This is a genomic window from Actinomadura latina NBRC 106108 (assembly GCF_001552195.1).
Lineage (GTDB): Bacteria > Actinomycetota > Actinomycetes > Streptosporangiales > Streptosporangiaceae > Spirillospora > Spirillospora latina.
Genome location: NZ_BCQS01000026.1, coordinates 1 through 17675 on the forward strand (window position 1 = coordinate 1; position 17675 = coordinate 17675).

20 protein-coding genes and 2 CRISPR repeat arrays are annotated in these 17675 nt (G+C 67.1%); of the genes, 6 read left to right on the plus strand and 14 right to left on the minus strand.

The window, feature by feature from the left end:
- Positions 1–118: 118 nt before the first annotated feature.
- Positions 119–436: a CRISPR direct-repeat array (repeat unit 36 nt; unit sequence GTCGCAGCCCGCCACAAAACCGCATCGGATTGAAAC).
- A gap of 284 nt (positions 437–720) precedes the next feature.
- Positions 721–1770 carry a hypothetical protein gene (locus AL2_RS27020; RefSeq protein ID WP_067638379.1) on the plus strand — a complete coding sequence of 350 codons (1050 nt, stop codon included), beginning with the start codon at positions 721–723 and terminating at the stop codon, positions 1768–1770.
- A gap of 48 nt (positions 1771–1818) precedes the next feature.
- Here the strand turns inward: AL2_RS27020 and AL2_RS27025 are convergent, their stop codons facing one another.
- From AL2_RS27025 to AL2_RS27070, 10 genes are all read right to left on the minus strand, one after another.
- Positions 1819–2244 carry a hypothetical protein gene (locus AL2_RS27025; RefSeq protein ID WP_157438396.1) on the minus strand — a complete coding sequence of 142 codons (426 nt, stop codon included), beginning with the start codon at positions 2242–2244 and terminating at the stop codon, positions 1819–1821.
- Positions 2241–3044: a CRISPR system precrRNA processing endoribonuclease RAMP protein Cas6 gene (gene cas6, locus AL2_RS27030; protein ID WP_067638383.1), complete on the minus strand. Its 804-nt coding sequence runs from the start codon at positions 3042–3044 to the stop codon at positions 2241–2243. The genes AL2_RS27025 and cas6 overlap by 4 nt, the downstream gene beginning before the upstream one ends.
- Before the next feature lie 64 nt (positions 3045–3108).
- Entirely contained in the window at positions 3109–3396 is a 288-nt protein-coding gene (locus AL2_RS27035; protein WP_067638385.1) for a hypothetical protein, read from the minus strand.
- Positions 3393–3674, minus strand: a complete 282-nt coding sequence (locus AL2_RS27040) for a CRISPR-associated endonuclease Cas2 (RefSeq protein WP_067638386.1) — start codon at positions 3672–3674, stop codon at positions 3393–3395. Before AL2_RS27040 ends, AL2_RS27035 begins: the two co-directional genes overlap by 4 nt.
- Positions 3675–3678: 4 nt before the next feature.
- Entirely contained in the window at positions 3679–4692 is a 1014-nt protein-coding gene (gene cas1 / locus AL2_RS36780; RefSeq protein ID WP_168444553.1) for a CRISPR-associated endonuclease Cas1, read from the minus strand.
- A 1-nt stretch (position 4693) separates the two neighbouring features.
- Positions 4694–5452, minus strand: a complete 759-nt coding sequence (locus tag AL2_RS27050; RefSeq protein WP_168444554.1) for a reverse transcriptase domain-containing protein — start codon at positions 5450–5452, stop codon at positions 4694–4696.
- A 333-nt stretch (positions 5453–5785) separates the two neighbouring features.
- A CRISPR array of direct repeats spans positions 5786–6746; the repeat unit is 36 nt; unit sequence GTCGCAGCGCTCAACAAAACCGCATCGGATTGAAAC.
- Positions 6747–6796: 50 nt separating this feature from the next.
- Positions 6797–7693 (minus strand): HesA/MoeB/ThiF family protein, encoded by an 897-nt coding sequence (locus tag AL2_RS27055; RefSeq protein WP_168444555.1) that lies wholly within the window; start codon positions 7691–7693, stop codon positions 6797–6799.
- The gene (locus AL2_RS27060; protein WP_157438398.1) at positions 7690–8214 is read right to left on the minus strand and encodes a hypothetical protein; all 525 of its coding nucleotides are present in this window, start codon (positions 8212–8214) and stop codon (positions 7690–7692) included. The genes AL2_RS27055 and AL2_RS27060 overlap by 4 nt, the downstream gene beginning before the upstream one ends.
- The gene (locus tag AL2_RS27065; RefSeq protein WP_067638395.1) at positions 8214–8828 is read right to left on the minus strand and encodes an E2/UBC family protein; all 615 of its coding nucleotides are present in this window, start codon (positions 8826–8828) and stop codon (positions 8214–8216) included. Before AL2_RS27065 ends, AL2_RS27060 begins: the two co-directional genes overlap by 1 nt.
- Before the next feature lie 878 nt (positions 8829–9706).
- Entirely contained in the window at positions 9707–10300 is a 594-nt protein-coding gene (locus tag AL2_RS27070; RefSeq protein WP_067638397.1) for a hypothetical protein, read from the minus strand.
- Positions 10301–10580: 280 nt separating this feature from the next.
- On the opposite strand from AL2_RS27070, the gene AL2_RS27075 reads away from it, so the two are divergent.
- The 3 genes from AL2_RS27075 to AL2_RS27085 all read left to right on the plus strand — a co-directional run bounded on the left by AL2_RS27075 (position 10581) and on the right by AL2_RS27085 (position 14773).
- Complete coding sequence (locus tag AL2_RS27075; RefSeq protein WP_157438399.1) at positions 10581–11579, plus strand: helix-turn-helix transcriptional regulator; 999 nt, start codon at positions 10581–10583, stop codon at positions 11577–11579.
- A 30-nt stretch (positions 11580–11609) separates the two neighbouring features.
- Positions 11610–13403 (plus strand): S9 family peptidase, encoded by a 1794-nt coding sequence (locus AL2_RS27080; RefSeq protein WP_067638401.1) that lies wholly within the window; start codon positions 11610–11612, stop codon positions 13401–13403.
- A 113-nt stretch (positions 13404–13516) separates the two neighbouring features.
- Positions 13517–14773 carry an MFS transporter gene (locus AL2_RS27085; RefSeq protein ID WP_083946951.1) on the plus strand — a complete coding sequence of 419 codons (1257 nt, stop codon included), beginning with the start codon at positions 13517–13519 and terminating at the stop codon, positions 14771–14773.
- A 54-nt stretch (positions 14774–14827) separates the two neighbouring features.
- Here AL2_RS27085 and AL2_RS27090 read toward each other — a convergent pair whose 3' ends face one another.
- Positions 14828–15223 (minus strand): VOC family protein, encoded by a 396-nt coding sequence (locus tag AL2_RS27090; protein ID WP_067638405.1) that lies wholly within the window; start codon positions 15221–15223, stop codon positions 14828–14830.
- A gap of 66 nt (positions 15224–15289) precedes the next feature.
- Entirely contained in the window at positions 15290–15811 is a 522-nt protein-coding gene (locus tag AL2_RS27095; RefSeq protein WP_210747767.1) for a DUF6933 domain-containing protein, read from the minus strand.
- A 162-nt stretch (positions 15812–15973) separates the two neighbouring features.
- Between AL2_RS27095 and AL2_RS27100 the strand changes: the two genes are divergently transcribed.
- A complete protein-coding gene (locus AL2_RS27100) occupies positions 15974–16537 on the plus strand; it encodes a hypothetical protein (RefSeq protein WP_067638407.1) in 564 nt (187 codons plus the stop codon).
- Between the two features lie 44 nt (positions 16538–16581).
- Here AL2_RS27100 and AL2_RS27105 read toward each other — a convergent pair whose 3' ends face one another.
- Together AL2_RS27105 and AL2_RS27110 are read right to left on the minus strand one after the other, a co-directional pair.
- Positions 16582–16791, minus strand: coding sequence for a helix-hairpin-helix domain-containing protein (locus AL2_RS27105; RefSeq protein ID WP_067638409.1), 210 nt, complete (start codon positions 16789–16791; stop codon positions 16582–16584).
- Complete coding sequence (locus AL2_RS27110; RefSeq protein ID WP_067638411.1) at positions 16781–17038, minus strand: hypothetical protein; 258 nt, start codon at positions 17036–17038, stop codon at positions 16781–16783. Before AL2_RS27110 ends, AL2_RS27105 begins: the two co-directional genes overlap by 11 nt.
- 279 nt (positions 17039–17317) lie before the next feature.
- Between AL2_RS27110 and AL2_RS27115 the strand changes: the two genes are divergently transcribed.
- A complete protein-coding gene (locus AL2_RS27115; protein ID WP_067638413.1) occupies positions 17318–17650 on the plus strand; it encodes a hypothetical protein in 333 nt (110 codons plus the stop codon).
- Positions 17651–17675 lie beyond the last annotated feature (25 nt).

A 17675-nucleotide genomic window follows, 5' to 3' on the forward strand; every position in this document is an offset into this window, starting at 1 on the left:
TGACCTGCAAGAACAGCGCTGTAGTGATCGTTAATGCCCCTCGTGACGGAGGTCTTGCGGAGAGGTTGGCGCATGATCTTGCAAACCCGCAGCTCAGAGGCACGTAATCAGAGGTACTGTCGCAGCCCGCCACAAAACCGCATCGGATTGAAACTCAATGTGTTCCGGACTCAGTCCCATTGTTTTCCGTCGCAGCCCGCCACAAAACCGCATCGGATTGAAACGCTGTCGCGAATGCCGATGGTCGGCGCTTCCGCGAGTCGCAGCCCGCCACAAAACCGCATCGGATTGAAACCATCATGGCGAGCACTTCCTGGACCGGAGGTGAAAGTCGCAGCCCGCCACAAAACCGCATCGGATTGAAACCTGGTGTCCCATGGTCACTCCCGACTTTGAGGATGTCGCAGCCTGCCGCAAAACCGCATCGGATTGAAACCTGTCGACCTTGTCCTTGCACCCGTTCGCGAAGTGCCGCAGCCGCCACAAAACCGCATCGGATTAATAGGGACGTCGGTGAACGCCGGGCCTTGGATTCACTGACCGCCGAGGGGGGCGGTGGGAAGGGGTTGACGTGGACGGAGGGGGCCTCCGATACTGGTGAGCGTTCGACGGCTGCGGCCGAAGAGCGTTTCGAGGCCTTGTGCCTCCTGAGGAAGACCGGGTCTCCGGGTTTCACACCTGTGGGACGGACGGTCTGTTCGGACTACCTCAGGAGGCTTCGTGCGGCCCATCTCCCATTTGGTCGACCGTGATGACGCGATCGCGTTCGCGGCGTTCCACACGCTCGTTTCTCCGGCGTTGCGCGTCGCTGCGCGCGGACCGCTGGATCGGGCCAGGCACGCCGGTCGGGTTTGTAGCGCGCCGGCTGGTCAGGGATGGTGCGCCGAGTGCGAGGCGGCGGCCGACGACCTGCTTCTGGAGAGCTTCGGTCGGCTGCGCGGCGCGATCGGCGGGGCGATGCTGGTGACCAGTTCGGGGCAGCCTGTCCGCGAGATGGTCCTGGTGTGCGAGCACTTGGCGTCGCCGGGTGCGCGGGACGAGGACGCCGCTGCCTGGGCGCCCAGGCTGCGGGGTTCAAAGGGCGGCGACGAGCCCGCCTGGTTGCGGGCCGCTCGCGCGCAGCTCGTCCACTACCCGTTGCGGCATCTGGAGGAGCGGACGAGGCGCGCGGACGCGGTGCGGCGGGGTGCGTCGGCGCGTCCGGACCGGGACCTGCGGCAGGCGGCCTGGGCTGCTTCGCTGCGGGACGATCCCGCGGGTCTGGAGATGCTCATTCTGGTGGTGTTCCGGATGCGGCGAAGGGTCTCCGATCCGTTTCAGGTGCCGGACGACCTGCGCGAACGCCATGGGTTGACGCGGGTGGAGGCGTCCCGGCGTATGGGGGCGGCGTTGGCGGCGCTGCGGGCGGTCAATCCGGGCTTCTTCGCCGCCAACATCGACGAGCCGGTGGACGGCTCCGGTGCCGTGCCGGCGGCGGATCCGCTGCACGGCCTTGTAACGGCTGCGGAACGGGATCAGGCTCGCGTGACTTTGGGCCGTCTGCTCAGGGTCCGTGCGGATGAGCCCGAGCCACGTGCGATCCGCCGGGAAACGTACCGGAGGATCGTCGCCGCCATATGCGCGGTCGGCGGCGGACGGTGCGCAAATCCGGTCGCTCTGGCCGTCCACGAGTTCGGCATTGCGCCGGAGCAAGCCGAGCGGATGGTGCGGCGCTTCGCGGTCCTGGTGGCCACGGCGGGGGTGGAGTGGGCGGATCGGGTGGCGGCGTAGCGCCCGCCGACGCGGTCGGGCGGTGACCGGGGCCGCGCGCCGCGATCATCACGCGCTCGTCCACCGGCGGATCTCCGCGGCGATCCGCCCGGCATCGCCCGCGCTGAGCGCCACATCCACCATTCGGGCGTCCGTACTCAGTGTTAGGCACGCGCCCCCCGCCGCCGGCTCCACCGCGAGCTGCCGGACGACGACCGAGCCGTCCTCAGTGATCGCTTGCTCCCCGACCAGCCGTTCGGGGCGGGGCAGGCATGCGGCGCCCCCGTCTGCGGCAGCGGTGAACAAGTCGAGGAGGTCGACACCGACCGAGGGGACGTTCAGGTCGGCGCGGACGGTCATGGTGGCCGACTCGCCGGTGAAGGTCAGCACGGCGAACGGGCCGTGCAACCAGGCAGCGATGCTGCCCGCCACTATCTCGCGTGGCCCGTAGGGTCGGGTGCGGACGCGCTGCGCATACGACTCGGGACCGGTCATCGGCCTGACGGGAGGACGTATCCCATGCCGATGCCGGTGCGGTCTCCGATACCGCCGTAGGCGCTGAACCGAACCAGGGCGTCCAGGCTCGCCTGCGCCTCCGCCGAGCATTGCCGGGAGTCGGCGACGCGGTAGATGATCTCGCCGACACTGCCACGGGCCGGCGGGACGTTGGCTTTGAACAGGTGTTCGGCCGTCGTCAGGCGGTAGTCGGCGACTTCGAGGTTCTGCGTGATGGCCTGGCTCGCCGTTTCGTCCAATGCGGTGTCCGGGGCGAAGGCGTTCCACTTGCGGTACAGGTCGGAGAAGGCCCATTCGGGCTCGGGGAAAGGGCGGGCGCGGCGTACGCCTTCTTCTCGGGCGGTGAAGAAGGCGACGGGTGTGACGATCTGGAAGGTCCATTGTTCGACGGGACGGCCTGCTGCGAGCAGTTCCGGATAGGGCGCGGCTCCGGCCACCTCGACGGACGCGACCTCGTAGAGGCAGCGCGCCACCCGCACGGTGGCAGTAGTCGCCAGCGCCTGCAGGACGGGCGCGGTGAGCGAGTCGACCAGGACCCCGGCCTCGAACCGCACCAGGCGGCTGGACGCGCTGACGCGCCGGTTCCGCTCGTCCAGCAGCGGTGTGAGCGCATACGGTTTCGGCGGTCGCGTGTCGTGGAGTGCCGCCGACAGGTCGCCTTCGTCGGAATCGCGAAGCGCTGCCAGGAAGGCGGCGTTGACGGCCGGGCCGGTGTGCGGCGGGGGGATCGGCGGGCGTGTGCCGGCGGGCTCGAGGTGGACGATGATGCGAGCGGGCATGCGGGCCTCGGCCTCCGTGTCGTCGGGCGTGTGGGGGAACCTTAGTGAGAGCGTGCGCCGATGATCAGCGGGCGACCCATACCGGTCGGACGAGGTGACGCTCGGCGGGTTCCGGGGCCGTTCGCAGGCGTCGTGCGCACGAGGGGCAGGGCGCGTAGATCCGCAGCCGGTCGACCGGTGCCAACAATCCTTCCAGGGCGGCGGCGGCGCGGTGGGCGTCCAGGCCGGCCGCGTCGGGGATCAGCCAGCCGCTCTGCTGGAACCGGTCGGCGACCTCGTCCAGCGCGGCCCGTAGCCGGTCGCGGCGGCCGTCGTCGAACACGTCGTAACAGACCAGTACCGGCCCCTTCATGGCACGACCCAGCCCAGCGGGCTGACCTGCTCGGCCGTTCCACCGCGATGCGCCGCCCGGCAGCGAGGGCAGTTCGGGAGCGCCAGTAGGTGGTCGCCTGGCCGCAGATGCTCGCTCGCCTGCTTGACGATCTCGTCCAGTTCGGCAGCGTCGGCACCGATCTCGTAGACGGTGAACAGGACGCGGGGGCCGTATCCGGCCAGCGGCCGGTTCACCGCGCGGCGTCCGGCGTCGGAGGAGACGTCGAAGGTCACGGTCCAGGATGTGCGGTCGGTCATCAGGTCATCTCCAGGTGAACGGTTCGTACGATTCGGTTTCGCCGAGGATCCAGGCGCGCAGGGCGACACATTGGGCGCGGAGTTGGTCGGCGTAGCTGCGGCGCGCGGGTGGCGCCGGCCAGCCGCGCGCCGGGGCGGCGAGCCTGGCGTGGAAGCGCGTGATGATCTGGCTGCGGGCCTGCGGTGACAGCCACGGCCCGTCCGGGCCGTCCTCCAAGTCCTCGGTCGTGACCGCGCGCAGTCCCGTGAGCGCCAGGACGGTGGAGTCCAGCAGGATCGGCCGCCATTCCTCCATGAGGTCGAACGCCAAGGTCGGGCGTCCGCGCGCCGGGGTGTGCAGGAATGACACGTACGGATCCAGGCCCGCGGCGAGCAGGCCGGAGGTAACGGTCTCGCGCAGGAGGGCCGAGCAGTAGTTGGTGAGGGCGTTCACCACGTCCGCGCTGCGCCGGTCGCGTCCGGTGAACCCCAGACCGGGGTCGAGGACGGAAGAGAAGGCACGGTAGTAGACACCGGACGCACCGCCCTCCACCCCCATGACCTGCGCGACATCACCGCACTCGGCGACCCTGACCTCCAGCGCCGACAGCCGTGCCGCTGCCTGCCACACCAGTTCGGGATCGCGCGCACGCCGGGCGCGGCGGCGCAGCAGCACATGCTGGTTGCGGATCTTCCCCGCCACCAGAGCACGTGACAGCTCCACTCTGTCGGATACGACAGCGTGCCGCTCCAACTGCCGGCGGCGGGCGAGCACATGCCCCGCGCTGGGCGGTTCCATTCTTCCCAGCGGCCTGCCCGTCCCTGAAAGCAGCACAAGAGGGATATCGCGGGACAGCAGCGCATGCATGGCCTGGGTGGAGATTCCCACCTGCCCCGACAGCACCACCTCGGAAATTTGCGTCAGCGGTGCCGAGGCCCGCAGTTCTCCGTCCTTCAGCGCCACCAGCCGTCCGCCCCTGCGGCGCACCACGCACCCGGTACCCACGACATGGAACGGTCGGCCGTGAATCAGCACCACCTCAACGACCTCCCTCTTCCGTTCCGGCGGGCTGCGCTGTCGTGCCGACGAAACGCCAGCCCAGCAGGGTGAACCCGAAGTCGAAATCGGCGATGTAGGTTTTGTCGGGGTTGATGCGCAGCCCGCGCGCCGTCAGGGCCCGATCGACCTCGGTGAGAGCCGCCATCGCCTCGTCCGGTCCTTGGCACAGGACGGTCAGGTCGTCGGCGTAGCGGACCAGGCGCCCTGATCTCCCGTCCACTTCACGGTCGAAATCGGCGAGGAAGAACTCCGCGAGCGCCGGGCTGATCGGCGCGCCCTCCGGCAATCCCCGGCGGCGATCCACCACCCCTTCGGGCATCAGCCATGGCGCGCACACCCACGAACGGACGAGTTCGGCGGCGTAGGGATCGTGTATCCGCCCTGCGACCTGTTCCAGCAGCAATCGGTGGCCGACCTCAGCGAAGAAGTCGGCGATGTCGGTCCGCAGAACCCACGTCAGCCCAGAATCGCGATGCCGCTGCACTTGCTCGAGCGCGTTGAGCCATGACCGTCCGGGACGGTATGAGAAACTTACCGGGTTGGCGGGATTCAACCGAGTCCCGTGAATGTTCAGGAAGGCTCGCTGGACGATGCGGTCACAGATGGTCGGCAACCCCCGCGTCCGGGGCTTGCCGCCGCGCATCAGCCGGACCGGCCGGAGTGGCTGTGCCTGGTACCGCTGTTCTCGCAGCAGCGTAGCCAGGGTCGTCAGCCGGGGTCCGACCTCGCGGCCGAACACGGCCGCCGTGACTCCGTCCGCCCCGGCCATGCCACTGCCGGCGGCCACCCGCGACCAGGCGGCCCATAGCACTCGATCGCTAGCCAGCCGCTCAGCCAGCCGCGCCCCTGCCCTCGTCTGCTCGTGTGTCCTCATGCCCACAACCGATGGACGAGCAGTTTTCGTGCCATTCACAGAATTGCCAGGAGGTTGGCGCACACCTCGAAAATCACCTCTGACCTGCACAAACGCCTGTTTGAAGATCGTCTGCGACACCTCTTCAAGATCGCTCGCGGGGAGGTTGGCGCATGATCTTGCAAACCTGCAGGTCAGACCCCCATAATCTGAGGTACTGTCGCAGCGCTCAACAAAACCGCATCGGATTGAAACCGGTCGTAGAAGCAGGCGCCCTTCACGTTGTAGAGTCGCAGCGCTCAACAAAACCGCATCGGATTGAAACTTCAACGAGCACGACCTGGACTGCATCAGGAGTGTCGCAGCGCTCAACAAAACCGCATCGGATTGAAACCTTCTTCTTCGCCCCGGCGAGCTGGAGTTCGGTCATGGTCGCAGCGCTCAACAAAACCGCATCGGATTGAAACCTGTCGGTGTGAGTCATGGTGACGTGTCACCCTTCAGTCGCAGCGCTCAACAAAACCGCATCGGATTGAAACCAGACATACCCCGCCTCTCGTCAGTTTTGCGCGATCGTCGCAGCGCTCAACAAAACCGCATCGGATTGAAACCCCTGGTTGGCGCTCTGCTAGGCGCCCCAGTAGGTCGCAGCGCTCAACAAAACCGCATCGGATTGAAACCTCTGGCACCGGCCATAGCGCCCCCCGATGAAAAAGGTCGCAGCGCTCAACAAAACCGCATCGGATTGAAACCTAGCAGGTACACTTTGTACCCGTCTGTCTCGGTCGCAGCGCTCAACAAAACCGCATCGGATTGAAACTCATGACAAGAGCGTCATGACCCGGGTCCCCCGAAAGGTATAGTCGCAGCGCTCAACAAAACCGCATCGGATTGAAACCGACCGACTAGTGTCAGCCGTTGGCGACGTTGGGAGTCGCAGCGCTCAACAAAACCGCATCGGATTGAAACTCGCCCGGCCCTCTGTGGTTACCTCTGTCGATTGGGTCGCAGCGCTCAACAAAACCGCATCGGATTGAAACTGTCACCCATGATCGACTGGCCGTTCTTGGTGAAGTCGCAGCGCTCAACAAAACCGCAGCGGATTGAAACGTCGACGGGCGCGTGCCTGCGAGAGACCCTTGTAGTCGCAGCGCTCGACAAAACCGCATCGGATCAATTGAAAACGCGCGGTCCCGTGACGGGGCCGCGCGTTTGGTGTGGGTGATGCGGTCAGGGGCGTGGGGGTGGAGTGGGTGTTGAGAAGTGGGGTGGCGGTGTGGCGTCGCCTTCGCCGCGGGGTGATTCGAGGCCGCAGGCGGGGCAGTCGGGTTGGGGGTCGGCATCGATGGCGGTGAGTGCGGGGCCGGCCAGATCGATGAGGGTGTACGGGCGTGGGCGTGGGCGGTGCCAGCCGGTGAGGAGGTTGAGGGCCTCGCCGAGGGCGATGCCGGCGATGGCCTGGTTGAGGAAGATGACGCTCGGGGTTGGTTCGTCGGGTGCGTCGTGAAGGTATCCGGCGCTGCGCTTCGCGGTGGTGAGGACCGGGTCGAGTTCCATGGAGGCGGCTGTCGGATCGTAGCCGGACAGGCATAGCAGGCAGGGCCCGCCCGGCGTCACGGTCGCGACGTGTCCGGAGACGTCGAGCGGGTTGGACCCGTTCGTGGTGATCTCGGCGCCGGTGTCGATGTAGGGGCGGGCGTACTGCACGGCGAGTGAGTTGAGTGCCCAACGTGGTGCGTGGCCGTCAACGGCGCCGAATATCAGGTCGGCGCAGCGCAGAGACATCCACACGTCAGTGTCGAGGATGCTGTCTTGCAGAGCGTGGACGGGGATGTTCGGGTCGATGCGTTCGACGGCGCGGGCCGCGACCTCGACTTTGGACGTGCCGTCGCATACGTCGGTCGGCGTGGCACCGGTGAGGCGGTTGAGGTTGGTGGCTTCGACGTGGTCGGGATCCACGATGATCAGCCGTCCGATGCCGAGATGGGCAAGTCCTTGGACGAGCAGTGAGCCAATCCCGCCGACGCCGACGACGGCCGCGGTGGCAGAGCGCAATTTGTGCTGCCCGTCCTGGCCGAAAGCACGAACTTGACGGTCGTGCCTATCGGCATCGAGGGCCTCGGTCATGGTGTGCACAGCGGGACCTCGTTCAGGGTGTCGTCCAGCAGGTGGCATGTGTCAAGCGGCGCGAGTCGACGCGGTTGCGGAGACCAGGCGCCGGCCAGTCCACCTGGGCCGAGGACGAGGGAGGCGGCGATGGCCGGCGGTTCGTCCGGCATGGTCGCGGCGAACTCGGCGTGAGTAAGGCGCATGTTGTGCTCGTCGTGGCTGGAGAACCAGACCGGTCCGTCGCCGAATGGATGTGTGTGGACGTCCACCAGCGACATCCCGGTCTCGTAGCAGGCCAGGAGGACCTGCCGGGTGAAGGCGGGGTCGACCTCGACGCGCACCGGGGATTGCACGTGCAGCGCCGTGTCCGGGATGAGCAGTGCCTGCCTGACGAGCAGATCTGTCGTGTGTCGGCCCCACGGGTCCGTCCAGGTGCTGGCGCGGGCCAGCAGGTAGGCCATACGTTCGGACGGGCATGCCAGCAGGTGCTCTTCGGCCGGGCGCCACACGCGAGTGGGCAGGCGTAGGACGCAGCGCATCAGTCCGCCGTCCCGAGATAGGTGCGGATCGCTTCGACGAAGGTGATCAGGGAGTCTTGGTCGGCTCGCCAGCGGCGGTCGGGGTCCTCCAGGCAGTACCAGTGGTAGCCGAGGTGGGCGTAGGGGTTGTGGTAGTCGCGGAAGTAGTGCCCCGGTGTGACGAGCCGTCCGCTCTTGCGGCGCTGCAGTTTCGCGCTGAGGTAGAACCCGTCGGGCGCGCACTCGGGGTAGGCGGCGGGCGGCGTGATCAGGACGTTGGTCCGGTCGGGTACCCAGCCGGCGGGAAGTCGGAAACCGCCGATGAACACGTACGACTCGTCGTCGGCGATCTTCAGCCCGGGGTAGGCCGCCGCGAGCGTCGCGGCCTCCATACGCAGCCGCGCGGTGCGGCGGGTGACCGAACGGGCCTTGGAGTGCCGGGCGTGGTGGGTGAAGGTGTCGTTATCGGCGACGCGCAGCCGCTTGGCGTCCGGGACGATGACGTTGCGGTCCCGTTCCTGTCGCACCAGCACCCGGTCGGCGTCGATCCCGGCGAGCCGCTTGATCTCCTCCCCGTTCAGCTGGTCGGCGATCACCGGCACGTCCACCCCGTTGATCCGGATCGTCTTCCCCATCTGCTTGCTCCTCCGTCGCCCGGTGTGTCACCCATCTCCGATGGACGAGCCGTCCCGGCACCACCGGGCGTACTCTGGACGAGTTCGATGGCGCGGCCGTTTGGAGGAGGGATCAGATGCAGACCTCCCAGCTCAGCGCCCTTTGTAGCCGGCGACTTCGACCACTCACGTCACGCGCCCCGTGGGCCGCGACCGTCTTGTGGAACTGTTCTCAGGCGATTGTTAAACGACAAGAGGTTGGCGCACACCCGAAAACCCGCCCTGACCAGCACAGACGCCGCGACGAAGATCATCTAGGTTTCTCTCCTCAAGATCGTTTGCAGGGGTTGGTGCATGATCTTGCAAACCCGCAGGTCAGACCCCCATGATTTGAGGTACTGTCGCAGCGATCAACAAAACCGCATCGGATTGAAACTTCAGGGCGGCGTTGCCCAGGTTGAACACCGGCAGAGTCGCAGCGATCAACAAAACCGCATCGGATGAACGGGAACTTCTCGGGCGCATGTCCCAGCCGGGCGGTGTGTCGCAGCAAAACTGCAGTGGCATTGATATGCTCGATTCAGTTCGCGGTTTGCATTGACGACCCTTTGTCCAGTTTCTTATGGCCTGGTGACCGTGCGCGTTCGATCGCCAATACTCGTCGGGGGAAGCCCCGGGCGGGCTCCGTCCTTGGCGCAGTTCCTGTCTCGCATCATCTCCGGGCGAGGGCGTTGAGTTTGAGTGACTCCCTTGGCTTGGTTTCTGCTGCCGCCACATGGTCAATGGGTTCTGGAACGCTGAATTGCCTTGTCCTGGCGGCCCATCGGCACTCGTCCGGACGTCCGTGGAGGGCAGGGGGGCCAGGGTGAGTGCCCCAGCCCCTGTGAGCCTGACAGTCGTTAACGCGTGTCAGGGACGTGGAGGCTGGCGACCGCCTGGTTGCGGGACACCAGGGTGAGGTCTCGGGCGGGTAGTTGCCTTGGGCCGTCCGTGTCGATGAGGTGCGTGGGGCCGTACGGCCATGGGCCCTTGAAGAGTGCGATGATGCTGGCCGTCGGCAGGTGTTCCAGCGTCTGGTGGACGACGTCGGCGTCGGGTCCTGGAGTCGCCAGCCATAGAGTCGCCGGCCGTGGAGTGGTTCCGGCAATGCCGAGCCGGGGATGCCTGCTCTCCAGGTGTTCGATCGTGTCTTCCAAGGTCTCGGCGACGTGCAGAGCCGAGGCGAATCGGCCGGACGGTAGGGATGATGTGTCGCCGAGCAGCTGCTCCAGGTCGGACAGCGCGATGACGACGTTGAGTCTTTCGGAGCCGTTCGTCAGGGCGTCGACGAGCACCGTACGAAGTAGGCGCTCGGCGCCGGGGCCGATCATGCCGGCGCCTCCCGGGTACATGAAGGACTGGGCAAGGGGCTGAGGCGGCCGGGTAAGGCGGCCGCGGGCGATGACGCGGCGTGCGATCAGGCGGCGGAGGGTGGAGATGGATGTGCTACCCATGAGCGCTCCTGTTCGGTGGTCGTTGGAGCGCTGATCAAACAGCGAAATCCCTGGTCAGTGCCCTGAGTGAAACTCGTCATGGCCAGAAGTGATCACCGTGCGCGCGCTCGCGGAACGCTGAAGGAAGGTGATCCGTCCGTCAGCGCCAAGGCTGCGGCGCCGCGGCCGCAGCCTTGGCAGGGCGGTGATGACTTCTGCTCATTGACCCGAAACACTCACCCTCCAACCCCGTGACGCTCCCGAGCCATATCGCTACTGTCTGTGCCTGGAGGTGGTGTGCTTGGGAACCACAGCGGAGCAGACGGCGAAGCAGCTTCTGGAGGGGATCGTCTCCGATGAGCTGCTGGTCCCGTATACCGTGCTGCTCGCGCGGGCTGGATGCCTGCTCGAAGAGGCGGAGGAGCTGCTCGGCGGCCCCGAACGGGTCAAAGCGCTCACTGACTCGGGCATGGCCCACATTCGGGGCGGGGGACCGGCGTTGCCTCCGCAGGTGATGCCCACTCCACCGAACCTGGCCCTGCAGGGAGCGCTGGCCAACCTGGCGCGGCGGCTGACGACCGAGCACGAGCGTCTGCTGGACGGACACAAGCGGATGCTGGACGCGCATCCGTCCAGTTCGGTGGTGACGGGCGGTGGCGCGGAGCGGCTGGTGCAGATCGTCACCGACCGGGACGAGATCACCGATCTGTCCCGCTCGTTGATCAGTACGGCCCGGCGCGACTGGATGTCCCTGGACAACTACGTCTTGGAGGCGTCGGTCGACGAGTTCATCACCCTCTCCCCACCGCCTTCGCACGAGGGCGAAGTGAGGTGCCGGGCCATCTACGAGATGCGGTGTGCCGAGCATCCAGTCGGCGCGAGGGCGATCGAGGTCGCCGTTGCGGCCGGTGAGGAGGCGCGGTTGCTGCCTCGGATCGGCATGAAGATGCAGATCGTCGACGAGGCCATCGCGCTTCTTCCGCTGACACCGACGGGCCTGTCGGGGGCGTTGCTGGTCCGCTCCTCGGTCATCGTCGAGGCGTTGCGGGAGTACTTCGAGCTCCTGTGGGAGCGTGCGATCCCGTTCGGCGCCGCGCGAGCCGACAGTCCGCTGTCTCCTCTCCAGCAGAAGATCCTCAGCATGATGGCCGAGGGCCTGACGGATGAGGGCATCTCCCGGCGTGCCGGTGTGAGCCTGTCCACGGTGCGGCGGCATTCCGCTGTCATCAGGGAGAAACTCGGTTTCGAGAGCCGCTTCGCCGCCGGCGTCGCGGCGGTCCGGCGCGGCTGGCTGGGTTGAAGTCGTCACCACAGACTGAGAGGCATCTCCATGCCCAAATTCCGAGATTTCGTTCCGCACCAGCGGATCCGCCCGAGCCTTGCGCTGTCGCCGGACGGGAGCACGGTCGCGTACTCCAGCAACGCCGGAGGCAATTTCGATCTCTGGGTGCTCTCAATCGGTACCCGTGAGGCCCGGCAGCTGACCGAACTCGTCGACCAAGCCGTGCGGCAGATCGCGTGGGTACCGGACGGAAAGTCCCTGGTGTTCTCCGCAGATCGCCAGGGTGATGAGCAATTCCGCCTGTACCGGGTCGACATCGACGGGACGGGCCTCACCGAGATCAGTTCCGGTAGAGACTGCCAGCGGCTACTCGCGACGGCGCCCTTCGATGCCGCCGGACGGTACCTTGCCTATGCCGCCAATGATCGCGACGAGACTGTTCAGGACCTCATCGTCCGAGACCTCGCCGACGACACCGAGCGCCGCATCGTCCCTCCACCGGAGGTCGGCTTCGAGCCGGCGGGCATATCGCCCGACGGGAAATGGCTGCTGACGGCCGGCTTCCGCTCCAATACCGACGTCGGTATCTACCTCATCGACCTGGAAACCGACGGCGAGCCTGTATGCGTCACCGCCGAGTACGGCGAGGGTGTGTTCGAGCCGGGACCTTGGATGGCGGATTCATCCGGCTTCTACCTGCTCACCGACTTGTGGGGCGAGTTCACGGCCGCGGCCCGCTACCACCTCGACGGGACCTTGGAGCCAGTCGCACACCATGAGTGGGACGTCGAGCTCCTCGACGCGACCGGCGACACGATCGCCTGGTCAGTCAACGCAGCGGGACGCTCCACCCTGCACGCCTTGCAGGCTCACAGCGCGATCGACCTGCCGGAAACGCCGCCGGGGGTCGTCACCTCTCTCACGCTTGCGCCGCATGGACAGGCCGCGGTCGTGCTGATCGATGCCGCCACTCGTCCGGTCGAGATCGCCGTACTCGACCAGAAGCGCGGCTTTCGGTATCTGACCGATGGCCGGCCGCCCGCACTCCACGTGGTCGAGCCGGTCGCACCCGAGTCGATCACCTATCCCGCCGCCGTCGGCCGGCAGGTCCAAGGCCTGCTCTACCGGCCTCACCGGGAGGGGCCGCACCCAGTCCTGTTGTCCATTCACGGTGGTCCCGAGGAGCAGGAGCGCCCGCGCTACGCCTTCTCCGGGCTCTATCAGCACCTGCTCGACCAAGGAATCGCGGTCTTCGCGCCCAATATCGCCGGATCCACCGGATACGGGTCCGCGCACCAGAAGCTCATCTACCGCGACTGGGGCGGCGTCGACCTCGACGATCTCGATCATGCGGTTCGCTATCTGCAGGCCGCAACCGATCTCGATACCGGCCGCATGGCGGCCATGGGCGCGTCCTACGGAGGCTTTGCCGCCCTGTCCTGCCTGTCCAGGCTCCCCTACCAGTGGGCCGCCGGCGTTTCCCTGTGCGGCCCCACCAACCTGGTCACCCTTGCCGAAGCGTGCCCTCCGACCTGGAAGACCTTCGTGGCCACCGTGCTCGGCGACCCCGAAAAGGACACGAAGTACCTGACCGAACGATCCCCGGTCACCTACGCCGACGCCATCGAGGCCCCCCTGCTCATACTCCAGGGAGCCCGTGATCCCCGCGTCCCGCGCGCCGAGTCCGACCAGCTCGTGGAGCGTCTGCGTGACCGGGGAGTGCACGTCGCCTATGAGGTCTTCGATGACGAAGGACACGGATTCAGTCGCCGAAAGAACGAACTTCGGGCATATGAAGACATCGCGCAGTTCCTGACCCGACATCTATTGTTCAGGGGTTGATCTAGGCGTACCGAGTGACGATGTAGACGGAATGCAAGGATTCCGTGGGCTGTCAGTAGGGTGCGAGGAAAGTGTCGAAATAATTGACCGTGCGTGCTCTACCGTCATCGAGCATGTCCGCTTTCCTCGCTCCACTGGCGCTGTTCAGAGCTCCCGCAGTTGCCCCATTGTTCATCTCGCGACTCGTCTCCAGTGCAGGTGTCGGGTTCGGACAGGTGGCGCTCGCCTGGGGCGTCATGAACCTGGGGTACGGCCCTGCCGAACTCTCCCTGGTGATGGCCTGCAAAGCGGCACCCGCCATACTCATGGTCTTCACCGGAGTCGTCGGCGACTGGTTTCCGCGTCACCGCGTGCTGGTATCGGCCGAGCTCCTCGCCGCCGCGGCTTGGCTGGGGCTGGGCACATGCTTCCTGACCGAGACGGCCCCGCTTGCGCTGCTGTGCGGACTCGCCTGCCTTTCGGGAGTGGCGACGGCGATGTTCCTCCCGGCGATCCGGGGAATCGTGGCGGACCTGCTGACGGGCCGAGGCCGCCCGGCCGGTAACGCGCTGGTCAGCCAGACCGAATCGCTCGGGCTGCTCATCGGCCTGGCGACGTCCGGGGTGGTGGTCAGCACCGTGGGCGCCGGATGGGCGGCCTCGGCTCGGGGCGTGCTGTGCGCGGTCAGCGCGATCCTGCTGAGCCTGCTCAGAACCGCGCGCCATGACCGCGGATCCGGGATGCTTCGGGACCTTCGCGCAGGCTGGAAAGAGTTCGCCGCGCACAGATGGGTCTGGACGATGGCGTTGCAGTTCACGGCGCTCATCGGCGCCGTCGCCTGGTTCACAGACGTCATCGGGCCGATGTACATGAAACAAGGCCACGGCGGTGCGCGGGGATGGGGGATCATCGCCGCATGTGAAGCCTTCGGGGCCCTGGCGGGGGCACTGGTCGGTGCACGCGTTAGGACGTCCAAACCGGTCGTCCTCGCCACGGCGCTTCCCGCTTCCGCGGCCATCCCCATGATCGTCGTGTGGAGCGGCGTTCCCTGGGGGGGCATCGCCCTGGTGATCTTCGTTCCGGGTGTCTGCCAGGCCGCGTACTACGTCCTCTGGACGACCGCCCTGCAGGACCATTTCGCGAGGGACGTGCTGGTCCGGGTCAACAGCTGGAGCATCGTCACCAGTTACCTGCTCACCCCCTTCGTCCTGGTCGCGGTGGGGCCCTTGATCGGCTACATCGGCCCCAAGAACGCGGCATTGAGCGCCGGGTTCCTCATCCTCTTCGCGACTGCGATGGCGCTCTGGTCAGTTCGGTCGGCCGCCGTCACCAGCTCGAAGGGTGCCGGTGCACGCCAGGTCGAGCCGATACCGCATGCCGAGCCGATCTAGGAGATCTGACACCAACCGGAGGCGGCCGGAGTGCGGGCGTCCCGGGCGTGGTGATCAGTCGGCGGGGCCGAGTAGGTCCCACCGGTTGCCGGAGATGTCGAGGAACACGGCGACCTGTCCGTAGGGTTCGGTGCGGGGCGGGGTGACGAACTCGACACCGGCGGCGGTCATGCGCTGGTGGGCGGCGTCGAAGTCGTCCACGCGCAGGAAGAACCCGACCCGGCCGGCGACCTGGTTCCCGATGGCGGCGGTCTGGCGTTGGCCGTCGGCGCGGGCGAGGAGGATGCCGGTCTGGGCGCCCGGTGGCCGCACGACGACCCATCTTTTGGGACGGCCGTCGTTGGTGAGCGAGGGTGAGTCTTCCACCAGGTCGAATCCCAGGGCGCCGGTGAAGAACTCGATGGCCGGGTCGTAGTCGTCCACCGCGATGGTGATCAGGTCGAGCCGCACCTCCGCGAGCCTAGTAGGGCCTCCAGGCGGCGACCTCGTCGCGATGGGGTCTTGACATGGCTCGCGTCAGGAGTCGTGGATGTTCTCCGGCGGCGGAACCGCGTGCAGCAGGGCGGCCAGTTCGCGGTCGGGGCTGACGTGGCGGGAGTAGAGAGGGCCGCACGGGGTGGTCGCCAGACGCAGGGAGAAGTCGAGGAGATCGGGTGCCGAGGTCCTTGAACGGTGCACGTCGGCCAGGTAGGTGAACTCGTTCATCACCCCGACGACGCTGCGATTGGCGGTCTTGGCCAGGCAGCTCTCGCCCATTTGCGCAAGCTCGCGGTCGATGATCTCTGCGGGGGTGCCGTGTGCGGTGAGCACGTCCGCGAGGTGGGTGGGGAAACGGTCCAGCAGCGTCGAGGCAGGGGCCAGCGGCATCAGCAAAGGAAGCAGTGTGCGTTCGTTGACGAACAGCGCGACCTGGGGTTTCCAGAACAGTGCCGTGGCGTACCAGGGGCCGAGCAAGGTGGTGGACTCCGCAGCGGGGCCGGGACGACCCACGCGGTCGAGCAGCTTCTTGGTCGCGTGCACGGTGAACATCTGCTCCATCCTGCCCTTCCCGAGATGCGACACGCCGCTGAGGACACTCGCGGCGCTTACCTTTAGTTGACAGCATGCAGAGTGAAGCGCATAAAAGCTTCCGGCCGAGTGCCGCTCGAAGAGAGGAGTGCTGCATGGACCAAGCCCCATCGATGTTGGAGAGCACCCCACGTGACCGAACCCCAAACCCCGACCAACGATGACATCGAGCGACTCGCAGGCGAGCTGCATGAGCGCGTCCGAGCCCTCAACCACCTGACGCAAGGCCCGCCGGGACTCACCGAGCCGGCCGCCGCGTACACGGTGCTGGGGAACCTGGCCCAGACGGCCTTCCGCCTGGCGCAGACGGCCGAGCAGATCGACCAGTTCCTGACCCGGGAACTCGACGCCGGCAGGCTCGGGCATGATCGCGGCGACGATCCTGTCGAGGCCGTGACCGCCGTCCACAATGCGCTCGGGCAGGTGACCGGGCAGGCCGCCGACCTCGGCGAGAGCTTCCGGCGAGCGGCCGGCGCACTCGCCCCGATCCACGCCGTGGACGACAGCCCAGAGCCGCCCCCAGACCGGCGCACAGTGGTGAACCTGGCCGACCGGGACGACGCCCAGGTGGGGCCCGCCGGTGAGGACTTCCCCCGGACGATCAGCGAGGTCCTTCCGGGCCCGGCCGTCGCCGACGACATCCCGCCGGAGCTTCGCTCACCACCCCAACCGCCGTATCCACGTCGCGGCCGGTAAGTCCACGGCCGGTCAGTCGGGGCCGTCCCGGACGTCCGGCTGAGTCATGTGTGGTCGGCGTGGAATGACAGGCCGCGTGCGTGGAGGGCCTGGCGCAGTGTCTTCACCGCGTTCGGGCCCATCCCGTGCAGTGCTGCGATGTCGGCTTCCCTGGCCTGGGCGAGTTGTTCGAGGCTGCTGTAGCCGGCGGCTGCGAGCGCTCGCCTGGCCGGGGCGGCGAGCTTGGGCAGGTCGCTTTCGTCGTCACTGGTCATCGGCTGACTCTTCCAGGTCGTCGGGTAGCAGGCGTCGGCGTGCGGCGGCGAGCCGTTCGGCGTAGTCAGGGGCGAAGATCCATGGCAGCGCGTTGTCGAGCGTCCCGGCGATCCGGTGCAGCGGCGCCCAGACGGCTGGGTCATCGACGATGCGGCTGAGGTCGGTCATCTGTACGGGCTCCAGCCAATCCGACAGCACCAGGGCCTCGTCGGCGGTGAGCTTGATGACGAACTCGTCCTGCTCCATGACCACAACGTAGCTGCGCCTGCATGGAGGCGGCGCAGTGTCCTGCGCCGACGTAGTCGTCCACCGGGCGCGAGTCGTCCGCCGGGGCGCGGCGGGCGCGGAGCAAGAAATGGAAATCCTAAGGATTTGCGGCGTGGACCGAGCGCGGTCCACACGCCGAGACGGGATCGAGCGCGATCTGAGTGGAGGCCGATGACGGAGAACGCGAGGGGCTCCTCGCCCAAGAGAGCGACCACACGGAACCGAAGGGCACACCGTACGCCGCGGCGTGGTCGGGCGGTGTACGTCGCGTTGTCCGATGATGAGCACGCCTTGCTGGTGGCGGCCGCGGGACGGGAGCGGCTGGCGACGGGGGCCTGGGCGGCACAGGTGCTGCTTGCGGCGGCGCGCGGTACGGAGCGGCCCGAGTACGTCCAACTGCGGGAGGCGCTGGCGAAGGTGATGCATGCGGCGGGTCAGGCGCAGCGGATCGGGGTGAACCTCAACCAGGCGGTCGCGGCGTTGCATTCCGGCCACGTGCCGCCGCAGTTGCGGTGGTACGCCGAGGCGGCGGCGCGGACTGTCGAGAAGCTGGACGACCTGGCTGACGAGCTGCGGCGGCGGCTTCCTTAGCGTGGCCGGCGCGCGTTGATCGGGA